Origin of the sequence: Microbacterium oxydans, assembly GCF_000956525.1 — a bacterium.
Lineage (GTDB): Bacteria > Actinomycetota > Actinomycetes > Actinomycetales > Microbacteriaceae > Microbacterium > Microbacterium oxydans_A.
In genome coordinates this window covers 205,028-226,668 of the sequence record NZ_JYIW01000025.1, presented here as the reverse complement: position 1 = coordinate 226,668, position 21,641 = coordinate 205,028, and the positions used below count along the sequence as shown (strand labels likewise).

At 63.8% G+C, this 21,641-nt stretch carries 17 protein-coding genes; 11 read left to right on the top strand and 6 right to left on the bottom strand.

Annotation, left to right across the window (positions count from 1 at the left end):
* Positions 1-75: 75 nt before the first annotated feature.
* The 7 genes from RS83_RS11415 to RS83_RS11385 all read left to right on the top strand — a co-directional run bounded on the left by RS83_RS11415 (position 76) and on the right by RS83_RS11385 (position 7,140).
* Positions 76-1,023: an alpha/beta hydrolase gene (locus tag RS83_RS11415; RefSeq protein WP_052679088.1), complete on the top strand. Its 948-nt coding sequence runs from the start codon at positions 76-78 to the stop codon at positions 1,021-1,023.
* A 3-nt stretch (positions 1,024-1,026) separates the two neighbouring features.
* Positions 1,027-1,947, top strand: coding sequence for an alpha/beta fold hydrolase (locus RS83_RS11410; RefSeq protein WP_052679087.1), 921 nt, complete (start codon positions 1,027-1,029; stop codon positions 1,945-1,947).
* Positions 1,948-2,061: 114 nt separating this feature from the next.
* Positions 2,062-2,895, top strand: coding sequence for a sugar ABC transporter substrate-binding protein (locus RS83_RS11405; protein WP_197072114.1), 834 nt, complete (start codon positions 2,062-2,064; stop codon positions 2,893-2,895).
* Positions 2,892-3,665, top strand: coding sequence for an ATP-binding cassette domain-containing protein (locus tag RS83_RS11400; protein ID WP_045279640.1), 774 nt, complete (start codon positions 2,892-2,894; stop codon positions 3,663-3,665). The genes RS83_RS11405 and RS83_RS11400 overlap by 4 nt, the downstream gene beginning before the upstream one ends.
* A 137-nt stretch (positions 3,666-3,802) precedes the next feature.
* A complete protein-coding gene (locus RS83_RS11395; RefSeq protein ID WP_197072113.1) occupies positions 3,803-4,663 on the top strand; it encodes an ABC transporter permease in 861 nt (286 codons plus the stop codon).
* Between the two features lie 27 nt (positions 4,664-4,690).
* Positions 4,691-5,716, top strand: coding sequence for an alpha/beta hydrolase (locus RS83_RS11390; protein WP_045279639.1), 1,026 nt, complete (start codon positions 4,691-4,693; stop codon positions 5,714-5,716).
* A 2-nt stretch (positions 5,717-5,718) separates the two neighbouring features.
* Positions 5,719-7,140, top strand: a complete 1,422-nt coding sequence (locus RS83_RS11385) for an alpha/beta hydrolase (protein WP_045279638.1) — start codon at positions 5,719-5,721, stop codon at positions 7,138-7,140.
* Between the two features lie 293 nt (positions 7,141-7,433).
* Here the strand turns inward: RS83_RS11385 and RS83_RS11380 are convergent, their stop codons facing one another.
* Positions 7,434-9,122, bottom strand: a complete 1,689-nt coding sequence (locus RS83_RS11380) for a 3-ketosteroid-delta-1-dehydrogenase (protein WP_156153200.1) — start codon at positions 9,120-9,122, stop codon at positions 7,434-7,436.
* A gap of 63 nt (positions 9,123-9,185) precedes the next feature.
* Positions 9,186-10,799 (bottom strand): FAD-binding protein, encoded by a 1,614-nt coding sequence (locus RS83_RS11375; RefSeq protein WP_045279636.1) that lies wholly within the window; start codon positions 10,797-10,799, stop codon positions 9,186-9,188.
* A 150-nt stretch (positions 10,800-10,949) separates the two neighbouring features.
* Between RS83_RS11375 and RS83_RS18340 the strand changes: the two genes are divergently transcribed.
* On the top strand, positions 10,950-11,447 hold the full coding sequence (locus RS83_RS18340; RefSeq protein WP_082071646.1) for a MarR family winged helix-turn-helix transcriptional regulator: 498 nt from the start codon (positions 10,950-10,952) through the stop codon (positions 11,445-11,447).
* Positions 11,448-11,507: 60 nt separating this feature from the next.
* Here RS83_RS18340 and RS83_RS11365 read toward each other — a convergent pair whose 3' ends face one another.
* From RS83_RS11365 to RS83_RS11350, 4 genes are read right to left on the bottom strand one after another with little or no spacing between them, the layout of a single operon-like run.
* Complete coding sequence (locus RS83_RS11365; protein WP_156153185.1) at positions 11,508-12,509, bottom strand: phosphotransferase family protein; 1,002 nt, start codon at positions 12,507-12,509, stop codon at positions 11,508-11,510.
* A gap of 19 nt (positions 12,510-12,528) precedes the next feature.
* Entirely contained in the window at positions 12,529-13,188 is a 660-nt protein-coding gene (locus RS83_RS11360) for a response regulator (protein ID WP_045279634.1), read from the bottom strand.
* Positions 13,188-14,339 carry a sensor histidine kinase gene (locus RS83_RS11355; RefSeq protein WP_045279633.1) on the bottom strand — a complete coding sequence of 384 codons (1,152 nt, stop codon included), beginning with the start codon at positions 14,337-14,339 and terminating at the stop codon, positions 13,188-13,190. The genes RS83_RS11360 and RS83_RS11355 overlap by 1 nt, the downstream gene beginning before the upstream one ends.
* A 47-nt stretch (positions 14,340-14,386) precedes the next feature.
* Positions 14,387-16,582, bottom strand: coding sequence for an MMPL family transporter (locus tag RS83_RS11350; protein ID WP_045279632.1), 2,196 nt, complete (start codon positions 16,580-16,582; stop codon positions 14,387-14,389).
* Between the two features lie 246 nt (positions 16,583-16,828).
* Between RS83_RS11350 and RS83_RS11345 the strand changes: the two genes are divergently transcribed.
* The 3 genes from RS83_RS11345 (at position 16,829) to RS83_RS11335 (ending at position 21,629) form a co-directional block, all read left to right on the top strand.
* Positions 16,829-18,430 carry a DUF5597 domain-containing protein gene (locus RS83_RS11345; protein ID WP_045279631.1) on the top strand — a complete coding sequence of 534 codons (1,602 nt, stop codon included), beginning with the start codon at positions 16,829-16,831 and terminating at the stop codon, positions 18,428-18,430.
* A 145-nt stretch (positions 18,431-18,575) separates the two neighbouring features.
* Complete coding sequence (locus RS83_RS11340) at positions 18,576-19,910, top strand: MFS transporter (RefSeq protein WP_045279630.1); 1,335 nt, start codon at positions 18,576-18,578, stop codon at positions 19,908-19,910.
* 111 nt (positions 19,911-20,021) lie between these two features.
* Positions 20,022-21,629 carry a DUF5597 domain-containing protein gene (locus RS83_RS11335; protein WP_269429888.1) on the top strand — a complete coding sequence of 536 codons (1,608 nt, stop codon included), beginning with the start codon at positions 20,022-20,024 and terminating at the stop codon, positions 21,627-21,629.
* Positions 21,630-21,641: the final 12 nt, after the last annotated feature.

Genomic DNA, 21,641 nt, shown 5'->3' with positions numbered 1-21,641 from the left:
GACACGATTAACCCGCCGCGAAAGCTTCATCGTGTCCACCTCAACTCCCGAGCACCGAAGAGGACGAAGATGCCCTTGGACCCGAAGATCGCTGAGCTCTTGTCGACGATCCCCACACCTGAAGTGACCTCCGATCCGCTCCAACACCGCGCCATGGAGCGGATGACCATGAACACCCTCGCCGCGCAGCTGGCCGAGCCCTACCCATCCGACGTGCACCGCACCTCTGTGACCATCCCCGTGATCGACGGCGAGATCGAGCTCCTGATCTACGTGCCGCCGACGGCGGGCCCCCATCCGGGCTTCATCAGTTTCTTCGGCGGCGGCTTCCGCGGCGGCTCCGTGCACTACGACTACGTCGACGGAACGTGCCGAGAGCGCTGCCTCGGCGCGAACGTCGTCGTAGTGTCCGTCGGTTACCGCCTCGCCCCAGAGCGCAAGTTCCCTTCCGCTGTCAGGGACGGCTATGCGGCTCTGGAATGGGTGGCGAACAACGCTTCGCGGCTAAAGATTCAGCCAGACGCGCTCATGATCGGAGGCCAATCATCGGGCGGCAATATCGCGGCCGCTGTCGCGCTGTGGTCGCGAGATCAGCACGGCCCCACGCTCGCTCTCCAGGTGCTGGAAGTTCCCGCTCTCGACCTCACCGGCCAGACGAACCTCACCGAGTACGGCACAGGATTCCTCTTCGAGACCGCTGAGTTCGAGCAGATCCAGCTCGACCTCTTCGCCGGTCCCGACGACGCACACAGCCCTTACGCATCCCCCATCCTCGCCACTGACCTTCGCGATTTGCCACCTGCCCTCATTCTCGCGGCCGAGTACGACCTCCTCCGCGGCGGGGCTGACAGGTACGCGGAACGTTTGCGAGCGGCAGGGGTCGCCGTCGACTACCGCGTCGCCCCCGGCCAGATCCACGCTTCCCCTCTGATGACCTCTGCGCTCGAAGCAGCACGCACTTGGCGCGACACCGTGATCGCGGCTCTGAAAGGCGCATCGGGCACGCAGAAAGCAGCGGCTTGAACAATGCCACACATCACTGTCGCCAACGGCACTGAGCTCTTCTACGACACGTTCGGACATCCCTCCGCGCGCCCTCTGTTGCTCATCGAAGGGCTCACAGCCCAGATGATCAAGTGGCGCGAAGAGTTCTGCCAGCTGCTCGTCAACGCGGGCTTCTTCGTCGTACGGTTCGACAACCGCGACGTCGGCCTTTCGCAGAAGTTCCCCTCGGTCACATACTCACTCGACGATATGGCAGAAGATACCGCCGGGCTTCTCGACGCCTTACATCTCACCCGCGTGCATGTCGTCGGTCAATCCATGGGAGGAATGATCTCCCAGCTTCTCGCCATCACACGCCCCGAGCTCGTCGCATCACTCAGCCTGATCTATACGACAGCGTCATCGCGATGGCTTCTTCCACAAGCCGTCGACCGCGAGATCCTCGAAGACCATGAGGATCTGGGGCGCGAGCAGGCCATACAACTGTTCCTCGACGGGGAACTTGCCTGCAGCTCCGACGAAGACATCTACCCACGCGACCACGCGTGGTTGCGAGAGCTGGCCGAAGCGTCCTTCGACCGCGACGCGCTAAAGAGCGGAAACGCGAGGCAGGCGTCCGCCGTGTTCAGAGCGGGCGACCGCACCGAGTCCGTGCGCCGCATCACAGCACCCACCCTTGTCCTCACCGGAGATGCCGACGCCCTTATCGACCCGCGCGCGTCGCACGAACTACATGCCCTCATTTCCACATCCCGGCTCGAAGTCGTGGCGGGCATGGGCCACGAGCTGCCCCAGAAAGCATGGCCAGTCATCGTCGAGACCATCGCTGCCAATGCGGCCCGGGCTCTGTGCGACAGCCCATCACGCCAGCATCCCTCGACAACCACCTCTAACAACCCCCGCGATCACAATTCCGTGCTCGCGCCCACCACAACGGAGTGAACCATGCGCAACAAAATGCTTATCCCCGCCGCGACCGCAGCCGCACTCATCTTCACAGGATGCTCCTCCGCCCCGGCGGCGTCTCCCGCACCGGACAAGCTGGAGAGCATCTTCATGTCGAACCCGCTGCCCGCCTACCCTGACTGGGCGACCTTCGACGAGTGCTTCCTTGCTCACGCCGAAGAGCTCGGACTCAAGGCGGACACCGCCGGACCAACGGCCCTCGCCGTGGACAATGCGTTCAGCGTTGACCGCATCTCGCAAGCCATCACACAGGGCTACGACGCCGTACTGATGGTTCCGGTCGAGCCTGCTCAGTTCAACCCGCTGATGCAGCGAGCGAAGGACGCGGGAATCATCGTCGGCACCATCAACACGGCCGATGCAACATCTCTTCAGGACTTCACGGTCGGCACCGCGTATTCCAAGTACGGGGCTGCAGTGGCCGAGCAGATCGGCAAGATCAGCGACTCGGAGAAGCTGCTGATTGTCACCAACGGTCCCGGCGGTGCTGGCGAGGTCATCATCGAAGGCCTGAAAGAGGCCCTCCCCGCCAACGTCGAGATCGTAGACACCGTCTTCGATAACGCGGACGCGTCCCAGACGGCCGATGTCGTGTCACGAGCACTCAGCACCCACCCGGAGACGACCGTGATCTGGTCGTGGCAGGGAACGGCCGTCGCGGGCATCACGACAGCCATCAAGGAGAAGGGTGCCGAGGGTGACGTCGTAGGCGTGGTCAACGACCTCACGGACCAGGTCGTTGCCGGCATCCGCGAGGGCACGCTCTACGGGACCAGCAAGCAGGACTTCTGCGGGATGGCAGAGACCGCCATCGACAACGCCGTGGCCCTGTCAGAGGGCAAGGAGATCGAGACCAACATCGACACCGGAACCGTCTTCGTCACCGCAGAAAACCTCGACGAGTACCTCGAGGATTCCAAATGAGCGCCCCCGCAACCGTGACGGCTCCGGCACTGCGACTTCGAGGAATCACCAAGTCCTTCGGTCACGTCGTCGCCCTCCGCGACGTAGATCTGGACGCATACCCCGGTGAAATCCTCGCCATCGTCGGAGACAACGGAGCCGGCAAGTCCAGCCTCGTCCGCACGATGAGCGGAATCCACCGTCCGGACTCCGGCGAGGTATGGGTGCGGGACCAGGAACATTCGCTCCACAGCCCCGCGGATGCGCGCGCGGCCGGCATCGCGACCGTCTTCCAGGACCTGGCTTTGGTCGAGGTCCTCGACGTTGCAACCAACATGTTCCTGGGGCAGATCCCTCGCCGCGGGCTGTTCGCTGATCGACGCCGCATGGAGACCGAGTCCCGTGAGTTCCTCGATGAGCTCAACGTCACGGTCTCATCCGTACGAACTCAGATAGGCATGCTCTCCGGTGGGCAGCGCCAGATTATCGCCATCGCACGCGCAGTCCGCACCGGCGGGCACATCGTCATCCTCGACGAGCCGACGGCTGCGCTCGGTGTCCGAGAGACGGCCCAAGCCGCCCACATCATCGCGACCCTGCGCGACAGAGGCAACACCGTCATCCTCATCAGTCACGACATGGGCCTGGTATTCGAACTCGCAGATCGGATCCACGTGATGCGGCTCGGCGCAGTTGCTGGCGTTCGTCGGCGAGAGGACACCACTCGAGACGAGATCATCGCGCTCATCACCGGTTCGCTGAACGATGACACTGCAGGAGCATCCGCATGACCACTACAACCGCCCCCGCTCGACCGCGTCACCGGGCTCACACGAAGCTGGATCTGAGTCGCTACTCCCAGCTCATCGGACTCATCGTTGTCATCGCCCTGCTGGCAATCGCGTTCCAGGTCACGAACCCGGCCTTCATGTCCGGCGCGAACTGGCTGGAGATCCTGCGCTCGGCAACGCTGTACTTCATCGTGGCGTGCCCCGTCACTCTCGTCATCGTCGCAGGCGGCCTCGACCTCTCTATCGGCGCCATCTACGCCCTCGGAGCGGTTGTGGCCGGATTGAGTATGGTCGCGGGACTCCCCTGGCCGCTGGCAATCCTCGTCGGCATGGCTGTGGGTGCTATTGCAGGGCTGATGACGGGGGCGCTAGCGGTGTTCCTTGAGGTCCCGTCGCTCATCGCGTCGCTTGCGATGTTCTTCATCGCCACTGGTGTTGCGGTCGTCATCACGGGCGGCCGCGACGTGTTCGGATTCCCGGAGGCTTTCACGAACATCGGAAGTGGCAGCATCCTCGGCATCCCGAACCTCATCTTCATTGCCGCCGCAATCGGAGTGATCTTCCATCTTGTCCTCGAGCACACGGCGTTCGGCTACGACGTACGCGCAACGGGAGGCAATCGGAAGGCCGCGCTCGCAAACGGCATCAAGGTCGGCCGCGTCGACCTTGTGCTCTTCGCCACCAGCGGCGGGGTTGCTGCACTCGCGGGCATTCTTGGCGCGTCCCGCATCTTCAGCGCCTCGCCCCTCGCCGGAGGCAACGCGCTCACCTTCCAGGTCCTCACCGCGATCATCATCGGGGGCACCAGCCTCTTCGGTGGTATCGGAAGTATCACGGGAAGCGCGCTGGGGGCGTTGCTGTTCGCCGTCATCAACAACGGTCTCGCGACAAGCGGGGTCAACCCCCTCATGCAGAACATCTTCGTCGGTGTCATCCTCGCCGGCGCTGTCTGCATCGATCAATTCCGACGCAAGCGCCAGTTCCGTTCGGGAAGATAGCAGCGAAAACCGACACGGGTAGGAACTATGAAAACGACACGTTCGCCACGCACATCCCTGAGTGAGGCACTGGCGCACATCGCACCCAAAGCGATAGCGACCGCCCTTCAAAGGAAGCTCGGATTCGGAAATAGCTTCACGCCGGCGGGCGAACGAGGTCGGCAACAGCGCACCAGGTATGGCGCGCTCCGCATCAGCGACGTGGCGTACGGGTCCAGATTTCCTAACAGCTATCTGGACGTGTACGTCACGGACGCCGACACCACGACTGTTCGCCCGACCTATGTGTTCGTCCACGGTGGTGGATTCATCATCGGAAGCAAGGCGAGCGGCGACCCCTCCGCAGGCCCGGTCGGAGACTTCGAAGTCATATGTCGGCCCATGCTCGACGCGGGCTTCAACGTCGTGTCCGTCGGTTACGCGCTGGCACCGGAGCATTGCTACCCCACACCGGTCTTGCAGCTGTCGGAAGCGGTCTCCTTCTTGCAGCGCGAGGGCGGTGCGTATGGGATCGACATGAGTCGAGTCGTCCTGGCGGGTATCAGCGCCGGCGGTCAGATAGTCGGGCAGTTCGTGAACATCGAGACAAACAGCGGCTATGCCCGAGCGATAGGCCTCGAACCTGTGATGACGGGCACGCTCCTTGCCGTCGTGTTGGACAGTGCCGCATTGGACGTCGAGCGCATTGGTCGTCCACAAGCGCCCGCGCCGCGTCAGAGCTACCTGTTCGCGTTGGCCCGTCGTGTCTACCTCGGATCACGGCGCGCGGTGTGGGCAGAAGCAGATGTGACGGCACACGTCAGTCGCCACTTTCCTCCCACTTTTCTCGCGGACGGGAACGCGGGGTCGTTCCCCGATCAGGCCAGGGACCTTCACGAGCGACTGAATGGCTTGGACGTGTGCAACGAACTGCACCTTCCTCAAGCCCAGGGGCCGGTCGAGCACGGCTTCATGCAATCGCCGTCACCCTTGACCGACGAATACAACCAGCAGAAAGTCCGCTTCCTCACCGCCCGCTTGAGCACCAACCCGGTGGGGACAGAGAAGGAGTGAACATGCGACATCCCAGGCTGCCTTCTAGAGGAAGGAACGAGACCGTCGGCCTCATCCTTTTCGGCCTTGCATCGATGCTGCTGATGTGGCTCGAGTTCTTCATCGTCAGGCACCGTGTTCCCCTCGCCTTCGCCTCCGCTGCCTTGTCGATCATCATCGCCGTCGCCATTCTGCGTCGACAGCGGGACGCGCGGCGGATCGCGGTGGCGGTAGTCGCTGGCGCCGGCGCAGTTTCCCAGCTGCTGTGGATCGCGACGTTGCAATACGTGCTGTTCATCGCAGCGCTCGTCATTACCATCGTCTTGACCGTCGCGTTGTGGGTCATCGCATGGTCTCAGAATCGACGAAAGAGATCCGAACATCGGTCGGTTCTGACCGTTATCACTCGCGCAACCGGGTTGGTCGCGGGCAGTCTTGCGGTTCTCCTCTCGGCAGGTATGACCGTCGTTGCCATCGACCCGACTCCGGTCGCGGTTGCGCTTCAAGAATCGTCCGCTTCGGGCAATTCCTTTGAGCCACATGCGCCCACCGAGACAAGGGTCGAGAAGGGCGTGCAACTCACCAGTGTCCTGCAGTATGGCTCGACCTACCCGAACAGCTACCTCGACGTCTACATCGCTGACAACGACCCCACCGTCGACCGTCCGACATTCGTGGTCGTTCACGGCGGTGGCTTCATCATCGGCGACAAGGCGACAGGAGACCCGAACTCCCCGGTCTCCGAGTCAGCGATGTTCGCAGTGAACAGCCAACCCCTCCTCGAAAATGGGTACAACGTCGTCGCCATCAATTACGGACTCGCCCCTCAGGTGCCATACCCCGTGCCCGTCAGGCAACTCGGAGAAGCCATCCAGTATCTGACCGTGCACGCGGACGAGCTGGGACTGAACATGGATGCAGTCGTGTTGTCGGGCAGCAGCGCGGGGGGTCACATCGTCGGCCAATACGTGAACATTCAGACAGATCCGGCCTATGCCGAAGAAGCGGGCATCGAAGCGACCATCAACGTCGATGCCCTGAAAGCTGTGGTGTTGGACAGCGCCGCCTTGGACGCCAGTAGAGCAGGCGCCACGCAGTTGCCCGAGCTCTCGAGGGATCTCCTCTTCGATCTCGCATTACGCTCCTACGTCGGCACGTCCCGGGACACTATCGCGCAATCGAACATCATCACCTACGCGAACAGTGCCTGGCCGCCCGCGTTCATCGCTGACGGCAACACGGGATCCTTCCCCGACCAGGCGCGTGACCTCTCAGCGAAACTCGATGCGGCGGGCGTGGACAACGAACTGCTTATTCCGCCGGTCCGTGACGCGGTACTCGTTCACGGTTACATGTCCGAGGTCTCGCCGTGGCGAGACCAATACAACGAGAGGAAGATCGCGTTCCTGGAGAAAAGCCTGACACCCGAAGAGACCACAGGCTAGCGCGAGCGGAGCGGGGCAATTCCATAGTGCGTCGCCACCTCGAGGTGCTTGACGAAGGTCGAGTGCCGCACTGTCACCGGATGGCGGCGAGCGGACCTCCAGCGGAGTGATCCTTCGGTCCTCTGACTGCCGCAGAGCAGGAGGGGTAGCGACTACGTTCCTGGGCAGCCATCTTCAGGCCTTCGGCCCTTCCCCGACGGGAAGGGCCGAAGACACGAGCCTCTGAGTGACCGAGGGAGGCGCGCCAGCATATATCGAATGAGTATCGAGCTCATCGCCCCGGAAAGGCTTTGCTAAACCCGCGCGAGGTCCCTTGCTGCGACGTAGCCGAACACAATGCCTTGGCCGATGGTCGCACCCGCGCCCGGGTAGCGACGGCCGAAGGCGTTCGCCGCTGTGTTTCCGATGGCGTACAACCCTTCAATCTCGGATCCGTCCTTGCGAAGCACGCGAGCACGTTCGTCGACCGTGAGCCCGCCGCACGTCCCAAGATCCGACAGGACGACGCGAACGGCGTACAGAGTTCCGCTCAGGGGACGAAGGTTGGGGTTCGGCTGCACGGTAGGGTCACCGTAGTAACGGTCGTAGGCGCTTTGCCCTCGGTGGAAGTCGTAGTCGTTTCCCGACGCGGCGAGCAGGTTGAAGCGCTCGATAGTGCTCGCGAACCTCGCGTCGGAGACGTCCATTTTGGCTGCCAGATCGTTGGCTGTCTGAGCGGTGACCGCGACACCCTGCTCGTACCAGGCCCGGGGAAGCGGCATCCTCGGGAACACCGACCCCGCGAGCAAGTAGTTGTTCTTGTACTGCTGATCGAACACGAGCCACATCGATTGGACCGGGTTCCCGCCCCGTTCTCTGGCGAGAACTCGCTGCCCGAAAGTCATGTAGTCCGTCGCCTCATTGATGAACCGGGAGCCCGTCTCATCGACGATGAGAGAACCGGGCAAGGATCGCTCCGCGAGGAGAACGCCAGGCTGACCGCCGGCGAGCGGCGCGACAGCGGGGAACCACCAGGCTTCGCCCATGAGGTCTGTGCCTGCCCCTAGAGCGGTGGCCGCAACGATGGCGTCTCCGGTGTTACCTTCTGCTCCAAGGCTCGCGTGCGGGATGAGTGCCGTGGATTGATAATCGTGGCGCATGCGAGTGTTGTGGTCGAACCCTCCGCTCGCCAGAACGACTCCCCGTCGCGTGTGAATGGTGGCCGTCGTGCCATCCTGGTCGATGACCGCGCCGGTGACCCGACGGCCGTCGTAGACAAGCTCGACAAGCGCGGTTCGAGTCCATACGGGAACACGTGCCTTTACGAGGCCCGCGAACATTCCGGCGGCCAGCGCCTGCCCACCCGCAACGTATGTGCGCCCGAACGCAGCGCCGGCTATCCCTTGCACGGCTCTGCGAACGACTTTCGGCAATGACCGCAGGGGTGTTCTCGTCATGAGATTCAGCCATTTGTAGTCAGCCCCCGTCACGGGCATCGGAATGGGGGCTTCGAGCACGCCAGGACGCAGTCTGCCTTTCTCCCTACCCAATCGCGATGTGTTGAATGGTCGACTCTCGCAGGTGCGACCAATCGCAGAACCGCCGGGGTTCTCGGGGTGGTAGTCGGAGTAGCCCCGCGCCCAGAAGAAGCCCAGTGGTGTGGTGCGCGCGAGCGTTGCGACGGCGTCCCGTCCGTGCTCGAGGAACGCCTCCCACCGTCTCCTCCGCGACTCATCGTCCACCACAGCCTCGAGATATCGGTGGGCGGACGCCTCGGTCTCCGGAGCGCGCCCCTGGCGAAGCGTGTCGTTCCCCGGGACCCAGAACGCACCGCCCGAACGGGCTGTGGATCCTCCGACAAAGGGCGTCTTCTCGATGACGAGGCATTCCAGGCCGAGCTCGTGTCCGGCGAGTGCGGCCGCCATCCCGGTTCCGGACCCTACGACGAGAACGTCGACGGTAATGTCGTGGGCGCTCGGGCCCTCGGTGTCGATTGTGTTCATCATGCCTCCGTGCATCGTTGCTCAGTGGTGCCGGCGGGATAAACGGGTCCCGCTGCCCGTGGCTCAGAGTGCGGCTGATTCCGCCGGATCCGCCGTACCCTCGACGGCTCGCGCCACGATTCGTCCTACCCGTCGTCCCGAGAAGAAGCAATCAGCGATAGACAAGCCACTGATGTAGCCGACAGAACACACACCGACTGCGCTTCTTCCCGCTGCGAACAGACCCGGAATCACCTGTCCAGATTCGGTGAGCACACCGCCCGACTGCTCGTCCACTTTGAGACCACCCAAGGTGAGCCCCGGAGCCGGGTAGAACGGCGAGTTCTTGACTGAGAGGTCAACGGCGAAGAACGGTCCCGACATCACGGTGGAGGAGAGTTCCGGCGCCTTCCCCGCGGGATCTCCCGCACCCGACAGTATTCCGGAGTTGTATGCGGTGATCGTCGCGGCGGTTGCGTTCACGGGAAGGTCGAGCTTGCGGGCAAGGGCGCTGAGATCACGACCCTTCCGATGACCAATCGTGTAGAGGTAGAGCAGCTGCAGAAGCTGGAAGCTGTTGGTCTGCGTGCGAATCTGCCTGCGTGCTTTGCGCCACTGCTTCGAATCGAGGATCAGGTATCCCCGCGCATCATGTTCGCGCACCATGTGGTCTGCGAACGTCGCGCCGTAGAGGTCCTCGTTCGCGATTCGCTGCCCCGCACCGTCGACGACCACGCCCTCAGCCATGGCGCTCGGGGGGTTGATGAAGCGCCACGCGGTCATGCGGTCCATGTGGTCCGTCGCACCGCCTGCAGTCAGTCCGAGGGAGATCACTCCGCCGTCGTCTGCCGCTGTCCCGAGCGGTGAGATGTCTCGGTACGGTCCCGACCATTTCTTCATCCACTCAGGGTTATGCACAAAGCCACCCCCGGAGAGAAGCACAGCATGACCGCGTGCCTCTCCTGGCCGAGCCGCACCCTCCCAATCTCGATGCAGAGTCGCGGCGACGCGCTCCCCGATTGCCGGCGCCCAGTTCCCCGCCTTTGCAGCGAGGACGCTACGGCGGGCGTAGCTGGCAGGCAGGTTGCGCTCATCCGCTGACCGGTAGCGAACTCCCACAACCGTGCCGTCCTCAACGATGAGTTCGTCGACCGTGGTGTGCGGCAGGAAAACGACGCCTTTCTTCAGCGCGCTCGCCTTCAGTCGCGAGTACAGAACTTTGCCGGAGCCGAGTCCCTTCGCGATCTGCCGGTGCCCACGCGGAGCAGGCCGCGCGTGCTTCTTATAGGGGTGTGCTTTTTCGTTGCCTGAGTAGTACAGATAGTGGCGGTCCGTCGGATACGACGTCTTGAACGGGGCGAGCGAAGCCTGGAACGACGCTCCCTGTCGCTCTAGCCATGAGATGGTCTCGGCGCTCTCATCGCAGAACCGACGAAGAGTGTCGTCGCTCACTGCACCACGGACTTCCTGCGTCAGGTATCGGAACATATTGCCCGGGTCATCGTCGACCCCCGCGGCCTTCTGGTAGCGGGTTCCGCCGCCGGCGTAGACGATGCCGCCTGACAGCGCCGTCGCTCCCCCACCGAATCCGCGGTCGATGGCAAGCACCGTCGCTCCCGCATCCGCCGCTTCGATGGCCGCTGCAACTCCTGCGGCGCCAAAGCCCACGACGATGAGGTCGAATGTTCCGGATGTCATACTGATTTCCTTCCGCCCGCGGCCCGGCTACTAGCGCCGCGCAGTCGACGAGCATGATCCCTCGACGAATGCGTGATCTACTCATTCGAGACGCACTGCAACGCTAACCAAACTATTTTACGCTGGCAAGTACTTGCCTAGGAGGTGACGATGCCACGACGAGTGGACCATGATGCCGACCCCGCGCAGCTGGCGTTCAGCGCGACCCTCCGCTCATCGACGATGACGTCGTTGATGACGCTCGTCCAGGTCTGGACCTCTGAGGATTTCCAAGCATCTATGGCGGTACGAGCCGGCGTACGCATCCAATCCAGGGATATCCCCGCGTTGTTATTACTGGGGCTGAATGGTCCGATGAGGCCAAGCGAGCTCGCACTCGCACTTCGCGTGTCCGGCGGCACTGTAAGCAAGATCGCGGATCGACTTGTTCTCGGTGGGTTCGCGGCACGGGTCGCGGTGGCCACCGATGCTCGCGCGTCACGCATCGCCCTGACTCGGGACGGAGTCGCGGCGGCCACCGCGCTCTTCGACGAGGGCGAACGGATACTCGCGGGCCTACTCGACGACTGGAAGCCTGAGGAGCTTCACTCCTTCTCCACGATGCTCGGCCGCGTCGTTGACCGCGTGTCCGCTGGACCGCCCGAGTAGCGCTTTCGCAGCGCAGCTGGGCCCGTGAAGAGCGGTGCGGAAACGAGGAGAGATGTCAGCTCACCTCAACAGCCGTAGGGATTCGTGCAGCCGGTCCGCGACGAACCGTTGATCCGCGTCGACGGTCGGGCCGCTATAGCCGCGCGGAACAGCTTCAGCGAGCATCAGCATGCAGAGATACACCGTGTAGAGCGCCAGCCGGGTCCTCTGCTGTTCATTGAACTCCCACCGGGTCCCACCCGCTCGGGCATATCCCGCGTTGAAGTCCGAGTCGCCGGCAGGGTCCCGAAAGAGGGACGTTGACACGAAGTCGGCGAGTGGATCACCCCAGAACATCCGCTCGCCGTCGATGATGCCACTCAGCCTCGCGGTGTGACCGTCCGCACATGCGAAGACGTTACCGTCCCAGAGGTCGAAATGAACCAGAGCGGGCTCGTCCACCTCGTTGAGTAGTCCGAGATGACCTCGGATCACCGCGCGAAGATCTACGGTCGAAATATCGATGCGAACACGATAGTGGTCGATATCCGAAACCGCCGCGTCCCACATGCGCTGGAACGCCTCGCCCCACGAGCTCCCGCTCAGCACCAGCCCATCCGCCGGCCGTTCGTATCCGAAGCTCGACCCCTTCACTGCGTGGAGCTGAGCGGCCGCCTCCCCGAGCTGTGACCTCACGGCAACTCGCCCAGCAGACGTCAGCGAGTCAGAGACCCGATTGAGGGGCCCGCCGTCAAGGAAGGAGAGGATGACGATATCCCGGTCGGCCACCTGCCGACTGAAGTCACTGGCAAGCACCGCGGGCACCGGAGCCCTCCCGCGGGCGTGCCGATAGAAGGACACCTCAGAGCGCATCAGACCATGCTCGTAGCAAAGGCGAGGGGCATCGTCCGGTGGGGCGACCTTCAGAACGACCTGAGACCCGTCCGACAGGCTGAGACGATAGGCCGCGTTGTACATCCCGTCGGTGAGATCGGCCATGTCGTTTACCAGCAGACCAAGATGCCGCTCCACGAGCGAGCCGATCACGGGTCGGGCCAGAGGTATTTTGGAGTCACTGTTCACGGACGCGGTTTCTTTCGTTTCAGGGCGCGAGCCCGCTCTTGTAGGCGATAGCTACCAGCTGCCCCCGGTCACGGGCTTCGAGTTTCGCCATGGCGCGGTTGAGATGCGTCTTCACCGTGAACGGAGAGATCGACTGCGCTGCCGCGATCTCAGCGTTGTCGGCGCCTGTCGCGGCGGCGATGACAAAGTCTCGCTCGCGGGGGGTCAGCGAGGCAATGCGCGCGCTGAGTTCCGCGTCCGGCTTACGAGGCTCGCCTTCGGACGCAAGATGGGCGGTGACAGCACGGGAAGCTCGAGGGGACAAGCTCGACTCGCCGGCAGCTGTACGTTCGACGGCATCGATGAGTTCATCCGGCTCGGCGGACTTGCTGATGAACCCGTCCGCACCGGCTCGCAACGCGGCGAGTACGTCCGCGTCGCCGTCAAAGGTCGTGAGCACCAGAACGCGCGTCGATGCCAGGGAAGCATCGGCCCGAATCCTTCTCGTCGCTTCGACCCCGTTGATCCCCGGCATGCGCAGGTCCATGAGCACGACGTCGGGGAGAACCTCGCGGACGAGTCCGACGCCGATTCCTCCATCCTGCGCTTCCCCCAGAACAGTGATGTCCGCGGACTCGAGCACCCCGCGGATGCCAGCGCGGACGATACCCTGATCATCGATGAGCACGACGGTCGTCATCAATACTCGCCTTCGTGTGAGTGGAGGTGCATCGGCAGTCGCGCCGTCACTTCGAATCGGCTGCCGTTGTGTACAGCTTCGAGGGTCCCGTGCACACTGGCCGCACGTTCCGTCATCCCGACGATTCCGAAACCCGCGCCTCGGGTCCCTCCATGTGCCACCGCGTTGTTCACGTCGATGTGCACCATGTTTCCCTCTGGCCGAACGCTTACGACGACATCACCGGCGCCGTGCTTCAGCGCGTTGGTGAAGGACTCCTGCAGAATCCGATACACGGCGACTCCGACAGAGCGGTCCAAGCTTGGCAGGGGCTCGAGGGTCTCCTGCACGTGCAGTCCGGCCCGTCGCGCTGTCGCGACGAGAGAATCGAGTGCCGCGGGACCAGGAACTTCCTCAGTCTCGCTCGATCCGAGGGGGTCGCGAAGAAGAGTCAGGATCTCCTGGAGCTCGTCCACCACTTCCCGACTCGACGCGCGGATCTGTCGGAGGGAGGCTGTGACGCGTTCGGGGTCTTTCTCGAGGTGTCGCTCCGCGGATCCCGCGTGGAGCGATATGACCGACACTGAATGGGCGACCGAATCGTGCAGGTCTCGGGCGATTCGCAATCGTTCTTCCCCGACGTGGCGCGCCACCTCGCTCTCGCGGAAGGCGACCGCTGACTGTGCTTGCGCTTCCAAGGCCCGGACGTAGTCATCGTTGGATCGCAAGGCCATCCCGAAGGCGACAACCGCAGCGGTCCACACGGGAAGGATCAGTGCGACTGGCTCCCAGGGACGCTCATCGAAAACGACAATCGCGCCGGCATACAGCACGAGGGCATGCACCGCGGCGAGAACGAGGGTCCAAGTCCTAAGGGCGCGGATAGCGAGGGTGAAGAGGACAACTTCGGCTAGCACCCAGGTGGGGAAAGCGATGTTCGGCGTGAACAGCACCACCCCGCTCGCAACCACCGCGCCCGTCGCCGCCCAGACGGGCAGGCGGCGCCTTCCGATAACCGCTGTGGCGGCCAGGACCAGGCCGGGAGCCGTCCACCACGCGCGATCCGCGATGATTGTGACGGCGGCCACGATGAAGGCGACGAGGGCGACGACGTCCAGCAGCCATTCCCATCGGTGCAGGCTCACTGTCCGCCGCCTCCTCGTCATCATCATGCGGATGATTCTCTCACCCGCTCCATCGGACTATCGCTGATGCCTCATCACCGTCCGACCCCAACGGCATCACGCGCGGGAACCGGGGCGTTCTCAGGCCGTGGCGCGGGCTGCTGGTCAAGACCTGCCCCTTCGACATCGATAGTGGGAAGGATGCGGTCGAGCCACTTGGGAATCCACCATGCTCCCTTGCCCAGCAACGAGAGCGCTGCCGGCACGAGAATCATCCGGACGATGAACGCATCCGCGATGACGCCGACGGTGAGAGCCATAGCGATGGAGCCGACCAGGGAGGAATGGCTCATGGCGAATCCTCCGAAAACGGCGGCCATGATGGCGGCTGCCGCCACGACGACGACTGCCGAGTGTCGGAAACCCGCGCGCACGGCCTCCAGTGGCGTCAGCCCCCGCTCGTGAGCCTCGTGCATGCGAGAGACGAGGAACACCTGGTAGTCCATCGCCAGCCCGAAGAGAATGCCCGTGACCACGATGGGCAGGAGGCTCAGCAGCGGGTTCCCCTGCGGAGCTTGGACGATGACGTCGAGCCAGCCCCACTGGAAAATTGCGACCGTTGCGCCCAGGCCGGCGCCGAGCGACAGCAGGAAGCCCGCGGTCGCTACGAGGGGGATGAGAAGCGAACGGAACAGGATCACCATCAGGACCAGCGAGAGTCCGACGATGAGTGCGATGTACAGCATGAGGGCGGACTGCAGCTGCTCGTCGGAATCCAAGCCGATTGCTGTTGCTCCCGTAACGAGAAGCTGCGCTCCGCTGATCTCGCCGTCCTCGGCGCGGATGTCGTGCACGAGGTCTGTCGTGCGCGAATCGAGCGGGCCGTACTTCGACATGACCGTCAGCATCGCCGTGTCACCGTCGTCCGTCACAGCGGCGGGGATCACCATGTCGACGTTGTCGAGTTCGGCAAGGTTGTCGACGACACGGGAAAGCACCGTCTCGACATTGTCAGATCGCACGAGAACGACCAGCGGGTCCTGGGCGCCGTCGCCGAACTTGTCAGCGACGATCTCGTAGGCGGCGCGCTGCGTAGAGTCGGGATCCTCTCCTCCAGGCATGGTGAGCGCCGTCTGCATCGACATGAGCGGCACAGCCGCCACGACGAGCAGTGCCGTGCCACCCAGGAGGCTGAGTGCGCGACGCCTCGTGACGAAACGCGCCCAGCCTGCGATGAAGCCGTTCTTCTCCGTGACGTCCGTCCCCACCAGCTTGCGGTCCCGGCGCGACAGAGCCCGAGTCCCCATGAACGAGAGCAAGGCGGGGACCAAGGTCAGCGCCATCAGCACAGCGATTGCAACCGCAAACGCTGCGGCGAGACCCATCTCTCCAAGGAACGGGATACCCACCACCGTCAGCCCGGTCAACGCGATGATCACGGTGGCTCCGGCGAAGACGACCGCAGACCCGGCAGTGCCGACGGCGACGCCAATGGCACTGTGCAAGCCTCTCCCCTCGCGAAGCTCGGTGCGGAACCTCGCGAGGATGAACAGTGTGTAGTCGATCCCGACGGCGAGGCCGAGCATGACGGCCAGGATCGGGGTGAGGGACCCGATGGGGGTCACCGCGGAGAACGCCAGCACACCGAGGATTCCTACAGCCACGCCGATGAGCGCGGTGAACATGTTCGCGCCGGCCGCAACCAGGGAGCCGAAAGTGATGAGAAGGACCAGGAATGCGAGGGCCGCGCCGACGATCTCGCTCGGCCCGAGGATCTCCGGCACCCCTTCACCGAGTGAGCCGCCGACTTCGGCGTTCAGACCATCAGCACGCAGAGTCTGCGCGACTTCTGCGAGGCGCTCGGTGGCGGTTCCTGCATCTGCGGCGTTGTCCACGGACACGGTAGCGACCGCAGTCGAGAGGTCTTCGGAGATGTACGGACGGGCCTGGTCAAAGGGGTCGGAGACGGACTCCACCCCGTCGATGTCACGGACGTCGGCGAGCGCATCCGCGATGCTAGTCATCGCCTCTGCATCGACAATGTCACCGTCCGGGTTCTGGATGACGAGTTGCAACGAGCCGACATCCGAGTCGTCCGGGGGGAATTCCTCATCCAGCACGCTCATTGCCTCGCTGGAGGGAGTGCCCGGAACATCGAAACCCTCGTCGCCGAACTTCATCCCGGATAGCGCGACCACGGCAAGCACGGCGACGGCCAAGAGCCAGGAGATCAGCACCGCCCAGCGATGACGTGCGGAGAACCGGCCGAGCCGGGAAAGTAGTCGAGCCATGAGAGTCCTTCGAAAGGCGCATCAGCGTGCGCGCGAGTGCTTGCTTCAACTCTGATTTCTCCCCGTCGCGCTCGCGTGGTCCGTGCGCAGGCTCCGATGTACTGCGTTGGCAGTAGACGCGACGCTGAACCACGTGAACGAAAACAGTACATCTGCTACATTTTTGCCACCGTACTTCGTCGATGAGGACCCATGCCACGTACACCATCTGTAGCCCCGCCCGCCCGGCTTGTCAGCGAGGGAGGGGTGAAGCACCTTCACGTCCATGGCAAGCGCTTCGTCGTCCTCGGGGGCGAGCTACACAATTCCTCGAGCAGCAGCCGCCCCGCCATTCGAGATGCCTTCGATGCCCTGGACGGCATGAATCTCAACACCGTTCTGGCGCCTATTTCGTGGCGACAGCTGGAGCCCCACGAAGGGGAGTTCGACTTTTCTCTTGTCGACGAGCTCGTCTCCACAGCGCGTGACAAGAATCTGCATCTGATCCCGCTCTGGTTCGGGGCATGGAAGAACGGGCGCTCAACTTACGTTCCCGACTGGGTGCGATCCGACCCGGAGCGCTTCCCCCGAGCCGAGATCAGAACGGACGAGACTCGCGACTGCCTGACCCCTTTCGCCACCGAAGCCGCAGAAGCGGACGCGCGGGCCTTCGCCGCACTCATGGCGCACATCCGGGACATCGATGCCGCCGAAGGAACCATCGTGATGGTCCAGGTGGAGAACGAAGTCGGAATCCTGGGCGACTCCCGAGACCGTAGCGCTGCGGCAGAACACGCCTACCGCAGCAGCGTTCCGGAAGACGTCCTCGCCGCGCTCCGCACGGATGCACCTCTTCGCATTCGAGCGTCGTGGCGCTCTCGCGGTGAACACCAAGCAGGCACGTGGTCGGAGATGTTCGGAGACACCACAGACACTGATGAAGCCTTCATGGCGGCGGCCTATGCACGCCATGTTGAGCGAGTCGCCGCCGCGGGAAGAGCCCAGTACCCGCTCCCCCTGTTCGCGAACGCCTGGCTGTATACGCAACTCGAGGTTGCGGATGGCAATCCGGCGGGGGGACAGGAGCCAGGCATCTACCCCAGCGGTGGCCCACTCCCCCATGTGGGAGCAATCTGGAGCGCACTCGCGCCCTCGCTGGACTTGCTCGTCCCCGACATCTACTTCGGGGACTTCGACCAGATCTGCAGGGACTACATCGGCCTCAGTGGCGGCCTTCTCATCCCGGAGATGCGCCGAAATCTCGCTGGTGTCGCAGACGCATTCGTCGCCTTGGGCTCGCACTCCGCTATCGGGGTCTCACCGTTCGGCATCGACACCACGGAGTTGCCCGAGGGTGAGGCCTTGTTCGACGCCTACGGGGCACTAGCGGTCCTCGCAGAGGTCAACTCAGCGCCTCCCATCGGGAGCTTCAGACTTCATGCCGAGCTCGAGCAGCAAGAGCTTGCACTGGGGAGGTACACCGCCATTGCACGACGCGAGCCGAATAGGGTTGGCGGGTTCCACGAGTGGGGCTACGGGCTCATCGTTCAGGAGTCTGAGGACACGTTCCTCGCATGCGGCAGAGGAGCTGAACTGTCGTTCTTCTGCGCAGAAGGTCGAGCGGAGATCGTCAAGGTCGAAGAGCTGAGAGCTCACGAAAGCGGCGTGGAGGTCTACCGGGAGCTCAACGGTGACGAGACAGAAAGCGGCAGCGTTGTGGTCTTGCCGTCTCTCGAACCGCGACCGCCATCCGACGCGTACCACATCCCCTCCATCCGCCGGCGCAGTGGCGTAGTGCGGTTCACGTTGGCGACCCCGCCGCCCGCCACCGCTCCGGCCGCCGAGCCATCGCGGTCGACCCGTAGATGAACGATGGGCGGGTCGACTCGAGTTGCTCGGCGGATTGACACGCGTCAAAAACAGTGGTTCCCTGTACCTATCAACACCGATATCGGCCCCCGAAGCCGACTCGGACCAGAGCGCCCGATGACGGGCCCGTGATGAAGGCAAACCCATGAGACGCAAAGACGCGGCAAACATCGTGCCGACCAACACACCTATCGAGGACGTATCTCAGCTCACCTTGCGGGCGGAGGATGAGGAGGATCCCACGACGGCGGAGCTGCGCATTCCGAAGGTGGGGCCGGGCTTTGTCTTCGTGTACAGCTTCGCGTACTTCGGGTACTTCCTGTGCCTGTTCATGCCGGCGCTCTTCAGCCTCCCGTACAAGATTCAGCTGGTCGACCCCGCGAGCAAGGAGACCGTGCTCGGTCTGGTCGTCGGTATCAGTGCCATCGTTCTGCTGCCGGCAGGACCGGTACTCGGTGTACTCAGCGACCGAAGCAAGTTCGCCTGGGGGCGACGCCGGCCGTTCCTCATTCTCGGCTTCTCGGTCTTTGCCATCAGTGCGTTCCTGATTGCCATCGCGCCGAACGTGCCTCTCATCCTCGTTGGATACGTGATCGCTCAGCTCGCCGCATCCCTCGTAGGCGTCGCCATGAACCCCACCCTCGCCGAACACGTGCCCCCCGCACAGCGAGGCAAGCTGGGTGCGCTGAGCGGCGTTATGGCGTCGATTGCCGGCGTCTCCGCCACCCTGGTTGGCAGCCTGTTGCTGAACAACGTGGTGCTGCTCTTCCTGGCCCCCGTCGCCGTCTTCGCGCTCGGTGTGCTGCTGTGGGTACTCGTCATCCCCGACAGCCCTGCACCGGAGCGTTTTCAGTCCGTCAAGGTTGGATCGTCCCTGCGCAGCCTGCTGTTCAACCCGCTCAAGCACCCGGATTTCTCGCTCGTGTGGGTCGGAAAGCTGTGCATCGGAGTGGGAACGGCATTCTTCAGCACCTACCAGCTGTACTTCCTCCTGGACCGACTCGGCTTCACCGCGGAACAGGCGGGTCAGCAGCTCGCTGTCGCCGGCGGGCTGGCCCTGCTCGCGACTATCGGATTCACGATCCTGGGTGGGTTCCTTTCGGACAAGTTGCGCCGGCGTAAGCCATTCATCTACATCGCGGCGGGGATGATCGCCGCGGGTATGGCCATCGCAGCTATCGCACCTGACTTCGGGATCTACATCATCGGAGGCGTGCTCATTTCCGCTGGCTCCGGCGCGTTCAACTCGGTCGATCTCGCCCTTGCCTCTGACGTCTTGCCCGACCCTGCCGCTGGCGGAAAGTGGATGTCGATCTACCAGGTGTCCGGCACTCTGGCGACCGCTATCGGGCCTGTCATCGCGCCACTTCTTCTCGCCATCGGCGGAGGGTCTGGAAACTACACCGCCCTCTTCATCGCGGGTGGAGTCTTTGCCCTCGGCGCCGCAGTCACCGCAGCCCGCGTCCGCGGAGTGCGGTGACCCGCTAGTCCCCGGTGCCGCCGTGTGGCCGAGTGACAGCTCCTCGGCCACACGGAGGCATCTTTTATCCAGGGCGCCTTCTCTCGCGTCGGCACCCGACCACGAAATGGAGTGACACTGTTGCCTAGCACGACTGACCTTTGGACCGGGCCGTACCTGAGCGTGGACGGCCGACCCTTCGTGGTCATCGGAGCGGAAGTACATAACTCCAGCTCAAGCACCGAACGGGCGATCACCGCGTCTTTCGACACGGTCGCGCTCCTCGGCGCCAACACAGTTCTTGCACCTGTCGCATGGGACCTCTTCGAGCCGGTTGAGGGCTCCTACGACACGCGCCTTGTCGACGCGATGATTGAAGGAGCGCGTTCGCGAGGCCTGAGGCTCATCCCTCTGTGGTTCGGGTCGTGGAAGAACGCCGCTTCGACGTACGTCCCGGCATGGGTGAAGCGGGACGCGGAGCGCTTCCCGCGCTCTCTCCTATCGACCGGTCACCATGCCGAACATCTCACGCCGTTCGGGTCCACGTCACGCGAGGCCGATGCGCGCGCGTTCGCTGCCCTGATGCAGCACATAGCCGCGGTGGACGCCGACCGCACGGTGATCGCGGTGCAGGTGGAGAACGAGATCGGGTTGCTCGGCGACACCCGCGACCGCAGCAATAATGCGGAGCGCCTGTTCAATGACCGTGTGCCTGCCGCTGTCATTCATGCGGTTGCCGGTGACGTCGACGCCCCTCTCCACGCGGAATGGGTCGCCCACGGCAGCCTGAGGGAAGGAACCTGGGCGGAGGTCTTCCCGGCGGGCGACCGCGTCGACGAAGCGTTCATGGCGGCAGGTTTCGCCGCCTACACTCAGGTCGTGGCTGCCGCCGGGCGCGCGGAACTGAATGTTCCCCTGTTCGTCAACGCCTGGCTCGACCGCGATAGCGTACTCGACGGACCGGTCGCTCTTGCCGGCGGCAAACGACCTGGGCAATATCCAAGTGGTGGGCCCGTTCTGCCGGTCGCCGCGATCTGGGAAGAACTCGCCCCGGACATCGATTTCCTCGCACCTGACATCTACGTCGATGACATCACAGAGGTACTGGCCGGTTTCAAGGCCCGCCGGGGGCGCCTGCTCATCCCGGAGTTGCGCGGCGACTCTCCCGGCATCCCGCAGATGTTCGAAGCCATCGGCAACCACGCCGCACTTGGCGTCTCCCCGTTCGGTGTGGACTCCTATACGCCGACAGATCCTGAGTTCGCTCCCCTCGCCGACGCCTTCCACCTCCTTCGGGCCGCGGCAGCCGTCGTCGCGGCCAATCCGGACGCGCAGATGCGCGCCATCATCCTGAACGAAGAGAACCCAGGTGCGGAGATCGTCCTCGGCGACGTGACCGTGACCTTGCACACGAAGGATGAGTGGGGGTACGTCACACCGGTCTATCCCGGGTACGCCATCGTCATCGAGGACGGCCCGGACGGGGTCTATCTCCTCGGCCGAGGTTTCTGGATCACCCTGTCAGGGACGGACGGACGGACGGCTTCCTTCCTTTCCGCGACCGCTTTCGAGCTCGAGGGCGACGAGCTGGTTCCGACGCTGCACCTGAATGGCGATGAGACCGCCTCGGGCTCGCTGATCCCCTATCCCTTCCCCGGGAGCGGGCTGGTACCTGGTCGCGCCATTCCCACCCGCATCCCTGAGACAGGAATCACCCGGTTCTCCACGTACGCGATCTGAGCGCGCCGCGCC